Source organism: Microbispora sp. H11081 (genome assembly GCF_012999535.1).
In the GTDB taxonomy this organism is placed as follows: domain Bacteria; phylum Actinomycetota; class Actinomycetes; order Streptosporangiales; family Streptosporangiaceae; genus Microbispora.
Genome location: NZ_JABBWV010000013.1, coordinates 19,705 through 34,407, shown reverse-complemented (window position 1 = coordinate 34,407; position 14,703 = coordinate 19,705). Strand labels below are relative to the sequence as shown.

The 14,703-nt window shown below is 66.9% G+C and carries 14 protein-coding genes; 7 read left to right on the top strand and 7 right to left on the bottom strand.

What is annotated here, in order from left to right; translation table 11 throughout:
- Positions 1–77 precede the first annotated feature (77 nt).
- A complete protein-coding gene (locus HHX31_RS26250; protein WP_169951192.1) occupies positions 78–1,421 on the bottom strand; it encodes a hypothetical protein in 1,344 nt (447 codons plus the stop codon).
- A 204-nt stretch (positions 1,422–1,625) separates the two neighbouring features.
- Here HHX31_RS26250 and HHX31_RS26245 point away from each other — a divergent pair, with 204 nt between their 5' ends.
- Together HHX31_RS26245 and HHX31_RS26240 are read left to right on the top strand one after the other, a co-directional pair.
- Entirely contained in the window at positions 1,626–2,378 is a 753-nt protein-coding gene (locus tag HHX31_RS26245) for an alpha/beta fold hydrolase (RefSeq protein WP_169951190.1), read from the top strand.
- A gap of 41 nt (positions 2,379–2,419) precedes the next feature.
- Complete coding sequence (locus HHX31_RS26240; protein WP_211590358.1) at positions 2,420–3,433, top strand: phosphotransferase; 1,014 nt, start codon at positions 2,420–2,422, stop codon at positions 3,431–3,433.
- A gap of 173 nt (positions 3,434–3,606) precedes the next feature.
- Here the strand turns inward: HHX31_RS26240 and HHX31_RS26235 are convergent, their stop codons facing one another.
- On the bottom strand, positions 3,607–4,038 hold the full coding sequence (locus tag HHX31_RS26235; RefSeq protein WP_311932245.1) for a MarR family transcriptional regulator: 432 nt from the start codon (positions 4,036–4,038) through the stop codon (positions 3,607–3,609).
- A gap of 171 nt (positions 4,039–4,209) precedes the next feature.
- On the opposite strand from HHX31_RS26235, the gene HHX31_RS26230 reads away from it, so the two are divergent.
- Complete coding sequence (locus HHX31_RS26230) at positions 4,210–5,196, top strand: NAD(P)-dependent oxidoreductase (RefSeq protein ID WP_169951187.1); 987 nt, start codon at positions 4,210–4,212, stop codon at positions 5,194–5,196.
- A 106-nt stretch (positions 5,197–5,302) separates the two neighbouring features.
- Positions 5,303–7,006 (top strand): SpoIIE family protein phosphatase, encoded by a 1,704-nt coding sequence (locus tag HHX31_RS26225; protein ID WP_169951185.1) that lies wholly within the window; start codon positions 5,303–5,305, stop codon positions 7,004–7,006.
- A 43-nt stretch (positions 7,007–7,049) separates the two neighbouring features.
- Here the strand turns inward: HHX31_RS26225 and HHX31_RS26220 are convergent, their stop codons facing one another.
- From HHX31_RS26220 to HHX31_RS26210, 3 genes are all read right to left on the bottom strand, one after another.
- Entirely contained in the window at positions 7,050–8,159 is a 1,110-nt protein-coding gene (locus tag HHX31_RS26220; RefSeq protein WP_169951183.1) for an acyl-CoA desaturase, read from the bottom strand.
- An 11-nt stretch (positions 8,160–8,170) separates the two neighbouring features.
- Positions 8,171–9,247 carry a ferredoxin reductase gene (locus HHX31_RS26215; RefSeq protein ID WP_169951415.1) on the bottom strand — a complete coding sequence of 359 codons (1,077 nt, stop codon included), beginning with the start codon at positions 9,245–9,247 and terminating at the stop codon, positions 8,171–8,173.
- A 450-nt stretch (positions 9,248–9,697) separates the two neighbouring features.
- Positions 9,698–10,228: a DUF5994 family protein gene (locus HHX31_RS26210; RefSeq protein WP_169951181.1), complete on the bottom strand. Its 531-nt coding sequence runs from the start codon at positions 10,226–10,228 to the stop codon at positions 9,698–9,700.
- A gap of 589 nt (positions 10,229–10,817) precedes the next feature.
- Here HHX31_RS26210 and HHX31_RS26205 point away from each other — a divergent pair.
- The 3 genes from HHX31_RS26205 (at position 10,818) to HHX31_RS26195 (ending at position 12,448) form a co-directional block, all read left to right on the top strand.
- Entirely contained in the window at positions 10,818–11,069 is a 252-nt protein-coding gene (locus tag HHX31_RS26205) for a hypothetical protein (protein ID WP_030512071.1), read from the top strand.
- Positions 11,070–11,536: 467 nt separating this feature from the next.
- Complete coding sequence (locus HHX31_RS26200) at positions 11,537–11,743, top strand: cold-shock protein (RefSeq protein ID WP_169951179.1); 207 nt, start codon at positions 11,537–11,539, stop codon at positions 11,741–11,743.
- Positions 11,744–11,890: 147 nt separating this feature from the next.
- The gene (locus HHX31_RS26195) at positions 11,891–12,448 is read left to right on the top strand and encodes a site-specific integrase (RefSeq protein ID WP_169951414.1); all 558 of its coding nucleotides are present in this window, start codon (positions 11,891–11,893) and stop codon (positions 12,446–12,448) included.
- A gap of 291 nt (positions 12,449–12,739) precedes the next feature.
- Here HHX31_RS26195 and HHX31_RS26190 read toward each other — a convergent pair whose 3' ends face one another.
- Both HHX31_RS26190 and HHX31_RS26185 read right to left on the bottom strand, forming a co-directional pair.
- Positions 12,740–13,561 carry an SLATT domain-containing protein gene (locus tag HHX31_RS26190; RefSeq protein ID WP_211590357.1) on the bottom strand — a complete coding sequence of 274 codons (822 nt, stop codon included), beginning with the start codon at positions 13,559–13,561 and terminating at the stop codon, positions 12,740–12,742.
- A gap of 306 nt (positions 13,562–13,867) precedes the next feature.
- Positions 13,868–14,602, bottom strand: a complete 735-nt coding sequence (locus HHX31_RS26185) for a hypothetical protein (protein WP_169951177.1) — start codon at positions 14,600–14,602, stop codon at positions 13,868–13,870.
- Between the last annotated feature and the right edge of the window lie 101 nt (positions 14,603–14,703).

The following is a 14,703-nucleotide window of genomic DNA, read 5'->3' as shown; positions in this document are numbered from 1 at the left end:
GACCCAACTCTATCGAGAGCCGGAAGCCGCCGTCGTGGCCCGGCGGGAACCGGCCGATCGCCGGCCTCGGCCGATCACTACCCGGTCCCGGCATCGGTGCGAGGCCGCAGGGCGCGGGCCCGCAGCGCCGCCCGCGCGGCGGCGCGACCGGTGTCGGTGAGGCGGTCGCCGGGGTCGTCCGGGCCGCGGCGCCGGTGCATCATGCCGAGCAGGTCCAGACGGCGGTGGATCGCGCCCATGAGCCATCCGACGGCGTCCGAGGCGATGGGAGTTCCGGTGGCGGGGGAGTGCCAGCCCTCACCGGCCATGGCGTCGGCGACGGCGGCGCACCGGTCGAAATAGCCGGTGGGAGCCTCGGAGAGGTGCAGCATCAAGACGACCTCCGCCGCTGCGCACTCGGCGGGATCAGATGGGATCAGGGCGGCTGTCACGGCCGGCCACAGTGTGGCCGTATCGGCTCCGGCCAGGCGTTTGCCCTCCGGGGTGAGGACCAGGCTGCGCTTGCTGCGCCGTACGGCCCCGAGTTGCCGGACGAGCTCTCGCAACGTCCAGGCTTCGGGGATGTCGGATTCCGAGCGCGGTCTTCCGGTCAGCGTGAGCCAGTCGAAGCGGCGGCAGCCCTCCGCGACGACGGCCCTCGCGAGGGTGTGGTTGGCGGTCAGCGGGACGCCGCCGTCGGTGGCCGCGAGGGTCAGCAGCCAGCGGACCGGCGCCAGCCGTGCCTCCGCGTCCTCGGGAACCGCCACCGGTGGCAGGATCATCGGGACGATCTTCTTCGTGAGGCGGGCGCGGGCCGCGCCATGCGAGGAGGCCCACAATTCCATCCGTTCTGTGTGGATGTCCTCCAGCCGGCTCCGCTCGCCCGCGGCCCGAGTAGAGGTGAGGAGTTCGGCGGTGACGCGTTCCGCGGCTGCGCGCCACCCGCGGGTTCCAGGAGCGAACTCGCCCGCGGCCATCGCCATCTCCAGACGGACGGCTGTCGTCAGGAAGGCCTCGTTCTCGTGGAGGCCCATCACCCGTCCCCAGGTCAGGACTCCTTGGACGTCGGGCGGCTGCACCCCGGAGGCGTTCATGGCCTTCTCGAACGCCTTCAACCCGGCGTCGCGGCCCTGGTGCCAGGCGGTCAGGACCCGCACGGTGGTCTCGGAGGCGCAGACGGCGGCGTACCGGGGCATCTCCAGCAGGTCGAACAACGCACCGAGCGCGGCGGCGAGCCGCTGCTGTTCCGCCAGGCCGGCCCACCCCTTGGCGGGCAGCAGGTACCACAACCAGTGCTGGAGCCCGTACAGGGTGACGGCCTCGACTCCTTCCCCGAAGGTCAGCGAATCGAACGCGATCCGCGCCCGACCGGCCTCCTCCGGGCTGCGCCGGGCCAGCTCGGCGAGAGCGCGTTCCACCTCCTCGTCCCCGGTCCTGCCCACCTTTCCCTCCTTCTCGTCCGCCGGACGGGCCGGCCGGGTGTCGTCCGCGTGGCCGGCTCCGGAGCCTGTCACGGCATCGGCGCCGTTTGTCGCGTCCGCGCCGCTCCCGCACCCGGCAGGGGATCGGAGACGACACGTTCCACACCCGGCATACTTTCTTCTTCGCCCTCCACGAAACACCCCGGTAGAAAGGTGAACGCACGCATGGTGCTCGCTCACGACCAGGCAGGAACCGGTTCCCCTGTCGTCCTGCTGCACTCTTCCGTCTGCGACCGGCGCATGTGGGACCCGCAGTGGCAGGCCCTGCTCGACGCCGGCTACCGGGTGGTGCGCTGCGACTTCCCCGGACACGGGGAGACTCCCGTGCCGGACCGGCCGGGCAACAACGCCGAGGACGTCGTCCGCCTGCTCGACGAGCTCGGGATCGACCGCGCCTCCGTCGTCGGCTCCTCCTACGGCGGCAAGGTGGCGGTGGAGTTCGCGGCCCGCTGGCCAAAGCGGGTCGACGCGCTGGTCCTGCTGTCGGCGGGCTCACCCACCTGCCCGCCGACCGAGGCGCTGGAGGCCTTCGGCGCCGAGGAGGATGCGCTGATCGAGGCCGGCGACCTGGACGGGGCGGTGGAGCTCAACGTCCGCACCTGGCTGGGGCCGCACGCCGACGACGAGACGCGGGTCAAGGTGCGCGGCATGCAGCGGCAGGCGTTCGACCTGCAGCTCGCGGCCGAGGAGGAGTTCGACCGGCTGGTGGCGGAGTGGGACCCCGCCCAGGTCGAGGCACCGACGCTGGTCGTGACCGGCGGGCACGACCTCGACTATTTCCAGCGGGCCGCCGCCGACCTGGCGGACCGGATCCCCGGCGCACGCCTGGTCCGGCTGCCGTGGGCGGGCCACCTGCCCAGCCTGGAGCGCCCGGCGGAGACCTCCGAACTGGTCATCGGCTTCCTTCCCTCGCCTTGATCTTTATGGTGCTCCGCGTGAATGAGAGATGATTCCGGCGTATGAGGGACAAACCGGCAGGCCTGGCGGAGGCCCAACTGATGGTGGCGCTGACGGAGGGCTGGGGCGTGGAGCCCCACTCCGTCGAGTACCTCCCGGTGGGCGCGGGCAGCTACCACTGGTCGGTGGTGGATCGACGTGGGACGGCGTGGTTCGTCAAGGTGGCCGACCTCGGCGTCGAGGACGCTGGACGTGACGCCGCGTTCGACCTGCTCGGCCGGTCGTTCGGCGCTGCCCTGGCACTGCGGCGGGACGCGGGGCTCGACTTCGTCCTCGCGCCGATCCCGGCCACGACCGGCGCCTCGATCCGGCGGCTGAACTCGCGTTACGCCCTGTCGGTGTTTCCGATGGTGGCGGGAACCGCCGGAAATTTCGGCACGCACCGGCCCGAGGACCGTGCCGAGGTGGTCGACCTGCTGGCCGCGCTGCACGAGGCGACTCCGATCGTGGCGGACGTCGCAGCACGGGCCGACCTGGTGCTGCCCGCACGGGACAGGCTGGAGGAGGCACTGGGGGACCTCGATCGAGAGTGGACCGGAGGGCCCCACGCCGAGCCGGCCCGCACGCTGCTGTCCGTCCATGCCGGACGGATCCGACGACTGCTCGCCGACTTCGATCGGCTCGTCGACCAGGTACGGAGCACCGCCGCTGAGTGGGTGGTCACGCACGGCGAACCACACCCAGGGAACGTCATGCGCACTCCGGCCGGACCGCGGCTCATCGACTGGGACACCGTGCAGATCGCTCCGCCAGAGCGGGATCTGTGGATGCTCACCCCCGCCCTCGCCCGCATGCTCGGCGAGAACCCGGTCGGCGACGATGACGTACTCGTCCGTTACACCCGAGCCACCGGCCGGACCGTCACCCCGGCCGGCCTCGCTCTCTATCCGCTCTGGTGGCGGCTCGCCGACATCGCCATCTTCGTCGACGAGTTGCGCCGGCCGCACGGCGCGGGCGAGGACATCGCCGCGTCGTTGCGCTATCTCACCGGCTATCTCGAATCCAGCCAAGACTGACCTGCGGCCGCGTTGCGGCGGGAGAATCCTCTGCGGCCGATCTCCTGGGGTGAGGGCGGCGTCGCGAACGTGCCTAGCGGTTCAGGGAAGACCTGGACAACCTGCGACTTCGCGATCGCAGGTCATCGGTGGCGGGCGACGCTCCGGCAGTCCACGCGCCGGCGAGGTCTTCTTCAGCCGCCGGCGGGCGACGCCTCGTCGGCGGTGAGGGTCCGCAAGATGTCGACCAGCGTCGACATCTGCTCGGGGGTGAGCGGCCTGAACAGCTCTTCCGCTGCCCGTTCATAGCCGGCCGTCCAGTCCTGGGCCAGTGCGGCCCCTTGCGCCGTCACTCGAAGGAGTACGGACCGGCGGTCGTCCGCGCTGGTCTGGCGTTCGAGCAGTCCGTCACGTACGAGCGCGTCGACCAGGGTGGAGGCGGTCCCCTGGGCGATACCGACAGCGAGAGCGAGCTCGGTGAGCCTAATCGGCTGCGAACGTGCCACCTCCACCACCAGGCGCGACCTCGGCGTCGACACCCCATGCTCGCCCAGACGCTCGTTGAAGTGACGTACGAGCACCTTCGCCGTACGACTGAACTCGTCGGCGACCTGTGCTGCGGTCACGCTCTTCCTCGCGTGCGGCATCGCCCACCTCCACTTGACGCACCCATCGTACGGGAGGTTACATAGACGTCGATGCATTGATACCAAACTATTCGATAGCGATGTATCTGGTACGGCGCCGACAACCGGGCGCGCACGAGAAGTGCGTCCTCAATCACAAGGAGTGCAAGCATGAAGGTCTTTGTCACTGGCGGCAGCGGTTTCGTCGGCGGCGCTCTCGCCCATCTCCTCGTCGCCGAAGGACATGAGGTCATGGCGCTTGCCAGATCGGGCTTGAGCATTCAGCGGGTACAGGCGGCCGGAGCCGATGCCGTTCCTGGCGATCTCGCCGAGCTCGGCCGGGCCGGTTCCCCGGCGCCGACCTGGCTCGCCAAGCTGCGCGAGGCCGACGCGGTCGTGCACGTCGCGGCTCACATGGAGTTCTGGGGGCCCGACTCGCTCTTCGAACAGGCCAACCACGTGCCGACCGTCGCGCTACACGCCGCGAGCGTCGCGGCCGGGGTGCGACGCTTCGTGCTCATCAGCGCCGCGTCTGTCTCCACGGGCAGTCAACGTCATCCCGTCGTCGACGAGTCGACGGCGGAAGGCCGGCCGAACATCGCCTACAGCCGTGTCAAGCTGGCCACCGAGCGCGCACTGTTGAAAGCCCACAGCGAGAACACCGAGCTGGTCGTGCTCCGCCCGCCGTTCATCTGGGGTCGCGGAATGAAGACGATCAACGAAATGGTCGAGGTAGCCGAGGCGGGACGGTTCGCCTGGATCGATCACGGTAAGCACATCGTCGACTTCGTGCACGTTGAAAACCTGGCCGGTGCCGCGATCCTCGCGCTCACACGGGGCCGCCACCGCGGGGTGTACTACGTGACGGACGGCACGCCGATGCCCGTTCGAGACTTCCTCACCCCCTTGCTGGCGACCCGCGGCGTGGATCTGTCCAAGAGCCGCAGCGTCCCTCTGGCGATGGCGGTGCCCATGGCCGCGATGATGGACCGCACGGCACGCCTGCTTCGCCGCAAGACGGCGCCCCCGCTGACGAACTGGCTGGTGAGCTTCACCGGCCGTGACCGTTCCTACGACATCACCGCCGCGCGGACGGAACTGGGCTACTCGCCTGACGTGACGGTGGAGAAAGGTCTGGCGGAGATGAGCTTCTCGTGAGGTGACGACCTCGCGCGCCGCGATATGGCCGCGCGTTGCCCCGCGTGCTCGGGGTGTCGGCGGGTAGGGCGTAGGCAGCGATGGATCGAAGGAAGGCAACGCGGCGATGATGCGGCATCTGCCCAGTGCGCATGGCCATGCCGGGCTGCCCGACCAGAGGTTGCTGCGGGCGGCCTTCAACAGCGCGGGGGCGGGTATCTATCTGACTGATCATGCCGGGCGTATCACCATGGCGAACCGGCAGGCCGGGGCGTTGCTGGGCCGTCCCGTGGCGGAGATGCTGGGCGCCGATGCCCACGATTTGCTGCACAGGGACGCCGACGATGTGGTGACTTCCCGCTCCACCTGCCGGCTGATGGGGGTGCTGGAGCACGGTCGTCCGGCGCGTGGCGAAGAGTCGACCTTCTCACGGGGCGACGGCAGCCTGCTGCCGGTCTCCTTGTCGGCCGCTCCGATACTGGAGGGCGGGCAGGTGCTCGGGTTGATCGTCGTCTTCTCCGACATCACCGAGCGGCTGCACCTTTCTCGTCAGCAGGCCGACCAACTGGCCATGTTGGAGCATTTCAATGCCCGCCTGACGCTGGTCACTGAGATCACCTCTGTGCTGACCCAGACGCTGGACGTGGACGAGGCCTTGCAACGGCTGGGCAGGCTGATCGTCCCGCGACTGGCCGACTGGGCGGTGGTGGATCTGCGTATCGATCACGATGAGGTGCAGCGGGTGGTGGTGATCCCTCCTGCGGATGAGGCGAGGAGGCCCCCGCTGCCCGAGCCATCGAGTCCCCTGCTGGCACGGGTGCTGGACCGGGGTGAGACCGTCTTGTTGGGTCCGGATGAGATGGTCGGCGAGGCGGGCTCCGGCATGGCCGCCGCGCAGCGTGAGCTGTTCGCGGTCCGGGGAGCGGTGTCGGCGATCATCACGCCGCTACGCACCCAGCGGCAGGTGCTGGGGGCTCTCACCGTGGCGCGCACCGACCCGGCCCGCCCCTTCGACGCCACCGATGTGACGCTGGTCGCCGACATCGGACAGCGCGCGGGGTTGGCAGTGGGCAACGCGCGCCTGTTCGGCCGGCAACGCGAGGTGGCCGAAATGATGCAACGTCACCTGTTGGCCCCGCTGCCGCAGGTGGGCCACCTTGAGATGGCCGCGCGCTACCTGCCGGCCCCGGTGGGGTCTCAGGTCGGGGGCGACTGGTACGACGCCTTCCTGCTGCCCGACGGCGTCACCGCCCTGGTCATCGGTGACGTGGTCGGCCACGACATCACGGCCGCCGCTGAGATGGCCCAGCTGCGCAGCATGGTGCGCACGCTGGCGTGGGACCGCTGCGTGTCGCCCAGCCTGGTCGTCAACCGCGTGGATGAGGCGATGTCGGCCGTGACGGACGTGCCCATGGCGACGATGATCTTCGGGCGTGTGGAGGGCCCCGAAGGTGGTCCCTGGCAGTTGCGCTGGAGCAACGCCGGGCATCCGCCGCCTCTGCTGGTCACCCCTGACGGGCATGCCCGCTACCTGGAACACAGGCAGGATCTCCTGCTCGGGCTCCGCATGGATATCGAATCAACCAGGCGCGACGCCGTCGAGCAGATGCCGGCCGGGAGCACCCTCGTGCTCTACACCGACGGCCTCGTTGAAAGCCCCGGCAGCGACCTGGCCACCGGACTGGCCCGGCTGCTGCGTCAGGCCGCGGCCGCGGCTCACCGCCCGCTGGAGGACTTGTGCGACGAGATCGTGCGACGCATACCCCTCGGAACCACCGACGACGTCGCCCTTCTCGCGCTACGCCTTCCCGCGTGCGGCGCTGACACCTGATCCTGTACGGGGCCGTGCCATGCGGCAGTGGATCCGCTCGGGCTCAGGCCGCCGCCTTGAACGACGCCGGCGGCCCGGCCGCCGGTCGCTGCGGGCTCGGCCCCGGCAGGGCCAGGCGCAGGACACGCTTCCAGACCGAACCCGCCTGCCGGGCCAGCGATCCGGACGTGTACGGCAGACCGAAACGCTCGCACAGGGCGCGGACCCGCGGCGCGATCTCCCCGTACCGGTTGCTGGGCAGGTCGGGAAACAGGTGATGCTCGATCTGGTGGCTCAGATTGCCGCTCATGATGTGGAACAGGCGTCCGCCGTCGATGTTGCACGAACCGAGTAGCTGCCGTACGTACCACTCGCCGCGGGTCTCGTTCTCGAGCCGGTCCTCGGTGAAGACCTCCGCGCCCTCCGGAAAGTGGCCGCAGAAGATGATGGTGTGCCCCCACACGTTGCGGGCCAGGTTCGCGGTCAGGTTGCCGAGCAGGACCGGGAGGAAGGCCGGACCGGCGAGCAGCGGGAACGCGACGTAGTCCTTGACAACCTGGCGCCGAATCTTGCCCGCGACGGCACGAAGTTGGGTCAAGGCCTCCTTCAGGTCCTTCTTCCCTGACGGGATGCGCTCGAGTTCCAGGTCGTATATCGCGATGCCGTACTCGAAGAAGAGCGCCAGCAGCGCGTTGTAGAACGGCTGAGCGAGATAGATCGGATGCCATCGCTGCTCCGGGCTGATCCGCATCGCCGAGTAGCCGATGTCGCGGTCTTTGCCGAGCACGTTCGTCCAGGTGTGGTGGACGAAGTTGTGGGAGTGCTTCCACTGATCGGCCGGAGAAGCGAAGTCCCACTCCCAGGTGGTCGAGTGGATCTTCGGGTCCCGCATCCAGTCCCACTGCCCGTGCAGGACGTTGTGCCCGATCTCCATGTTCTCCAGGATCTTCGCGACGGCCAGTGCCGTCGTGCCGGCGGCCCAGGCGGGGGGCAGCCAGGAGGCGAACAGCAGCGCCCTTCCGCCCAGCTCCAGCTTGCGCTGGACTGCGATGAGACGCCGGATATAAGCCGCGTCCCGCTCGCCGAGGCTCGCGAGCACCTCGTCGCGAATCTTGTCCAGCTCGCGGCCGAACCCTTCGGCGTCGAATGGGACCGGACGGGATGTGGCAGGCATGAGTGTTCCTTTCACAGCTCGATCTCGACCGGGCCGGCCGCCACCGACACGCAGGTCTGGATCATCTCTCCCGCGTCTCCGTGCACCTGGCCGGTCCGTACGTCACGTACCTGGCCGGAGCGAAGGCGCGCGACGCATCCGTAGCAGATGCCCATGCGGCAGCCGCTCGGCATGAGCACCCCCGCGCTCTCGCCGACGGCCAGCAACGGCGTTCCGCCGCCGGCCTCGGCTTCTCGGCCGCTCCGGGTGAACCGGACGCGTCCCCCCGAACCCGCTGCCGCCGACGGCACCAGGCTGAAGCGCTCGACATGGAGCCCGTCCGCGGGGCCGGTCCAGTACGCGGCGATGTCGTCGAGCATCGCCGGCGGTCCGCACGCCCAGACGGACCGTTCGGTCCAGTCCGGGCAGAGCCGGGCCAGATCCGCGGGCCGCAGCCGCCCCTCCGGCTGCGTGTGCCGTTCGTGCAACCGAAGCCGCGGCCATCGCGCGGCCAGGCTCCGGAGTCGCCCGCCGAAGATGACGTCGGCGGATGTCGGCGCCGAATGGACCAGTACGACATCCGGTCCGTCCGCATCGTCTGGACGCAGGCCGTCCAGCATTGCCATCACCGGTGTGATGCCGCTCCCGGCGGTCACGAACAGCAGTCGTGGGGGTGGTGGCTCGGGAAGGACGAACGCCCCCTCGGGCCGGGCCAGCCTGAGCAGCGTCCCGGGCGCCGTGCTCCGCACCAGGTAGTTGGAGACGAGCCCGCCGTGCGCGGCCTTGACCGTGACGGTGACGCGACCGTCGGGCCTGTCTGGGGCCGATGACAGCGAGAAGGTGCGCCAGTGACGCCGCCCGTCGATGTCGACGCCGATCCGGACCCACTGGCCGGGGCGGTGCGTGACCCAGCCCCGGCCCGGGCGGATCACCAGGGTCGCCGCGTCGGCGGTTTCCGCATGCACCGTCTCGACCCGGCCGCACAGCTCCTCCGCGCCCCAGAGCGGGTTGATCAACCCGAAGTAGTCCTCGGGAAGCAGCGGCGTCGTCAGCCACTGCGCGGCTGTCGCCAGTGGGCGCAGGAATGCAGGGGATGCGGACGCACGCATAAGGATCACAGACAGAGCCTTCCGAGGGAGCGGCAACCACCGAGGACCCAGGCCACGAACGGCCACCCGTACGGATGTGTACCCGGTGCCCGCGTCCGGCAGCCGCAGGCCGGGGCCATGATGGACACAGGAAGCGATCCAGGACCGGTAACGGACTGGTAGGCGGTCGGGCCCGTGAAGGCATGTCAGGGAGAGGGTGATCCCCATCGTCTTGGCGCGGCGCTGGATGCCGACCGGGACTCCCAGCCCGCAGCCGTCGCATGCCGCCACACCAGACAGATCGAGAATGAGTGATCTGCACGTTGGAACGGGTCTATTACCCCTAGCGCGACATCGTAGGCGCGCGACGTGTCCCACCGATCTGACGGTCTCGCCGGCGGTGAGGTTCGTCGGCACGAAGTGGCCCAGCGAGAACGCGAAGGCGGGCAGAGAGCCGGACGCGATGCGGTATCACGGGAAGCCAGATCGCCCGAAGCGGCCGCCTTCGTCCTCCCAGACATCCTGCTCTGCCTCTTGTTCCGCCGGGACCCCGGGCGCGGGAGTTCGGTCCTCCACGGGAGGCGCACCGTTCGGGTCCCTGGGGGCCGACGCGTATGCGGCCTCCGGCGGTATCACCCGCAACGTTATTCCCTCGTGGCCGTTGATGGTCAGGGTAACCAGCCCGCGGTCCATGGATTGGAACCATCCGACCTTCACAGCCCGGCCGGCGACCGGAATACGGTGCGGAATGTTGCTCCAGGCGTCCACATGCAGGCCGACCCGGAGTGTCATCCTCCCCAGCCGGCGGTCGACGGCTGCGATGAGACCCGGGAGTTCGGCCGCCGCATCCGTTAACCTGGGCCACCATTCCCCGTCCACAGCACGCGTGCGACGAGAGCTGGGTTCCAGGCTGAGCCGTACGACGGATACGTCATGCGACTGCTCCGCCAGAACAAGGGCGATGGGAACTGCCGGCGGGGAGGGAGTGTGCGTCAGCGTCATGATCGGCCGACCTGTCTCAGCGCTGGCGGGGCTGCGTCTGATGAAACGCCGCAGACGTGCCGACGCCATTGCCGGCATTGGAAATGCCCTCGGTATTAGGAATTCTACTCCTTCCGCTGGCCGGTGGGCGGGCTTGCGACAGGCCTGGTGAGCGCTGACCGCGTCGTCCAGGTGCAGGCCGGAGTCCGGGCCTGAGCAGGAGCGCTCGGTCACCCACGCTGACCGGGTGCCACCATCAGCAGGGGTGATCGGCTCATCTGGCGTTGCCGGTTTCCTCTTGAGGCGCCCGGGGCTTGACTGTGAGATGGGCCGCGGTCCGTGGGGATTCGGACCACCCCAGAGCGGCCTCCGGGGTGCCCAGGTCGGAGACACGTGGTTGCCGGCGTGTTCGGTGGCCCGTCGACTCCGCCGGGCACTCCGGCCGGACGAGGCCGATCCCGGCGAGCCTGCGACGGCACGGCTCCAGAAGCCTCGGCAGCGGCGACGCGGATTCCCGCCGTGGACATCACCGCTGAGATCCGGCTACGCCCGAGGATCGCGGGGATACCGATGTGGACCGGGCCACCGTCCCTGATGCGAGGAGAATCGTATGGCCACGGACGCCCCCTCGGGGCTGCTCTACTTACTCAGCGTTGGCAAGGAAAAGGAACTGATCCTCCGCATGCAGGGCACGATGCCCACAGCCGAGAAACTCGTCAGTTGGATGGAGCAGGGCACTGTGGTGTCCCTCCAAATTTCCCACGAGGGAGAGCCGGGCCCATTCACCTACGTGGTCAACTTCAGGCATGTGGTGGCGGCACGGCTCGCCCCGTATACCACGACACGGATCAGCAGCTTCTGAGCCATCGCGAAGGGCCCTCTTCGGCCACGACGCGCCCGTGGGTCTTCGCCCGCGCGGATCGCTCGCTTCCCAGGCGAGAGCATGATGCCTGCGTCGTGGGGCAGGATACGAGTCTTTGGCTAGGCCACCATTGAGATGGTGCGGTCCAGGCCGGTTACACGCAGTAACCGAGACAGGTACGGGCAGGGTGCTGTCAGGGAGAGGGTGATTCGCAGGCCGAGTCAACCCCTGACGTAGCCGTGACGTCAGATGTTCGGTCCGCCGGGAAGCGTGAGAGACGCCTCACGGGTGTTAGGTTAGACGCAGTTGCAGTTGTGGTACCCATAGTGAACTTGTGTGCACCTGACGGTATGTAGCCTCAGGTGCATTTTTTTGTTTGCCGGTCTTCTCCGGGTGTGGGCCTATCGCGGCAACGCGGAATTCGTGACAGTGCGGATTTCGGCTACGCCCATCAAGAGGAGATCAACATGGCTTCTGGCACCGTGAAGTGGTTCAACGCGGAAAAGGGCTTCGGCTTCATCGAGCAGGACGGCGGCGGCGCCGACGTCTTCGCACACTACTCGAACATCGTCTCTCAGGGCGGCTACCGCGAGCTGCGTGAGGGCCAGAAGGTGGCTTTCGATGTCACCCAGGGCCAGAAGGGCCCTCAGGCCGAGAGCATCGTTGCCGCCTGACAAAATTATCAGGGCTCACACCTTCACGGGTGCGGGCCCTGATCCGTTTCCGACTGCTGCATCGTTGCCGCACGAGAATCGGCGGCAGGGGATGTCAACCACAGCCGCACAGCTCCTCGATACCAGTAATCGACAGCGCACCACGGACTGCCTCCAGCAGGCCTTCGGCGCGGTGAGGCGCTCGGGCTCCGCTGGGATGACGTCGACCTGGACAACGGCGTGCTCCGCGTCCGGCAGGCACTCCAGCGGCAGAAGGGCGAAGGGCTCAAGCTCGTGCCGCTGAAGACGCAGCGCTCTCGTCGTACGATCCGGCTCCCGGAGAACCTGGTGAAGGTCCTCAAGGAGCACAGGGCCGAGCAAGCCGCGGAGTGCCTGGCGGCCGGGACGGCGTGGAACAACCCGCGCGGCCTGGTCTTCACGACGCACATCGGGACCGCCATCGAGCCGGAGAACCTCTACCGGCACTTCCGGGCCGTGTGCGACGCGGCGGGTACGGCTGCACGACCTCCGGCACACCTGCGCCACGATCCTGCTCGCTCAGGGCGTGGACACCCGAACAGAACCATCATGGAGATCCTCGGCCACAGCACGATCGTCACGTGCTGCCCGAGCACCAGGCGACCGCGCTCGACAAGCTCGAAAAGGCGCTCGGGGGACTCGCGTAGGACCGTAGCCGTCAACAGCTCCAAACGATCACCCTCGTAGGGCTGTTTTCGCAGGTGGGGCGCCAGGGACTCGAACCCTGAACCGACGGATTAAAAGCTCGGCCGATCATGGTTCCGAACGGTTCAATACAGGTCAGCGGGCCTGTTCGGTCCATCTTGAACTGCCCTGGGCTGCCCTGTACTGCAACCCAAACTGCAACCAACGGCGCTCCGTTGGGCCGGGGCTGAGGAACGAAGTCCCGGACCGCCGATCGCCCCCAGCCAGCGCACGTCGTCAGCCACTTACAGGCGATCGTGAGGCAGAACTGCGTTCAATATCAGCGTGATGATCTTAACTAGACGCCGATTCTCTACTTTCCGGCGGCTGCTCTAGATTCTGTTCACGCTTACGCTGTTCAGACTTAAGTCGCTCAACTTCCTCGACAAATTCTGCCAGCTGCTCCTCTTCTTTCGGTATCCGCTTGTATCGCCCGATGCCGAGTTCGACAGCATGCCATTCTTGCTCAATGGCATCAGCAGTTTGCTGCAGATAAAATCCACGCTCCTTGAATTTAAAATATCCGGTGAATCCTGCAGCTATTCCTACGACAAAGCTACTCGCGACGGAGGCCCATCGGAGGTTGTCTTGCTCGACTGCCAACCCGCTGACCGTTGTAGTTGCAAGCGAGCCAACGATTACCGCCGATTGCATCAGATTATGAATACGCCTATAATACTTACTCTCCTTCCTTAATCCTTTGATATCTCGAACTGCGTCCTCTCGATAGATTGTGCGCCGCTCCTTCACCGATAAGGCTAGTTCGGACGCCTTCAGTCTCTTTTTCTCAATGAGGATCGCAAGCTCTAGAGCCACCTCTCCTGGTGACTTCGTTCTTGTATCGGGCGAGTTAACCTCACTTGCGTAAGCACCACATGCAAAGAGAGTTGCTAGAGTTAAAGGGATTGCAATAAGATTTACTGGCATCATGTCGAATCTGCCATAAGTTGCCCATGTGACTACATATATTGCCACAAAGCTGACAGGCCCAAGAACTATCCCTATCTTAAAAAGCTTTTGAAATAGTTTGGCTCGGCTCAGGTCGAACTCTTTTCTCAGAATCTGCTGATTGAGGTCTAGTAACTCTTCCGAGACTACCCGGCCCTCTGAACTCATTGATTCTCCTGGGACGCGGAACAACGCTGACATAAATAGAGGTACATCAGATTCGATGCGATGTCCACGCGTTCCGTCGAAAGGTGAATTAAAACGGCCCGAAACCTCGTGCAGGTAAGGGAACCCTTCGAGGTCGCTACCCATGCAATGCTGGCGGCCCGAGCTGCCGGCGGCCGGGACCGGCCCCTAAGGCCGCATGCCCGGCCGCCGAGCGGGCGCAGGGCCGCGAGGCGGCGCGGAGCGCCGCCCTTGATCCCTAAAAGAACAATTCGGCAAGCTCTGCGTTTGCTAAGTGGACAGCCATGTCTAGGCAGGAAGGGCCTGTTCCGGGTTCGGGCCTGAATGCAGATCGGCGAGTCGGCGCAGCAGGATGTTCGTCTGTAACTCCATGACGCCAGCCCGCTCGCGGCTCAGCTCATCGAATAAGCCGTGCGCTGCCGCGTTGCGGATGCCACCGCAAGCCTCGATGTCCTTGACATCTTGCTTGGTGATCAGATTCGCACTCCGTAGCAACGCAGTGAGGGTGCTCAACGTGGGCCGGGGGGGAAGCACGAGGCTGTGAGCTTCTGCCGCAGCGCGCAGCGCGATTTCCAACGCTGCCCCACATAGGACGATTGCTGCTGCGGGGTGCGCCTCGTGGTCTTCAAGAAGTCGGCGAACCTGACTCATAAGATCCGTGCTGGCAACACCGAACTCAGCCCAAGCTCGGGCTCCAACAATCTCAACAATCCCCGCCTCGACCTGATCCGCCCATGCGCGCAAGAGCTCGCCGATGGCACGTGCTCCGGATTCGGTTGATTGATTCTCGCCCTTGTTGTTGTAGACGGTGGTTGCTTGGAGCGTCCAGAAACTGTTCGGCCCTGCGTACTGGCGAAGGAACTCCAAGGCGGCGGCGGCCCGAGCCACTATTCGTGACTGGAGACTCTGCGGGGAGGCTGCCCACCAGCCTCCTCCATAGTCGCCAGGAGTCCAGATCATGTCCTGCTCAAGCGCGTCAGCCTGCGCGCGGGCGTATGTCAAGACGTCTTCGATGCTCCGCATGAGCTGAGCTTAGACGTCCAGTTTCTACCTGCGCATCCCGTTTGGCTGCATCGCAACCCTTAGAGAAAGCCAAGATCACAGACTAGCCAAGATGTCTGGGG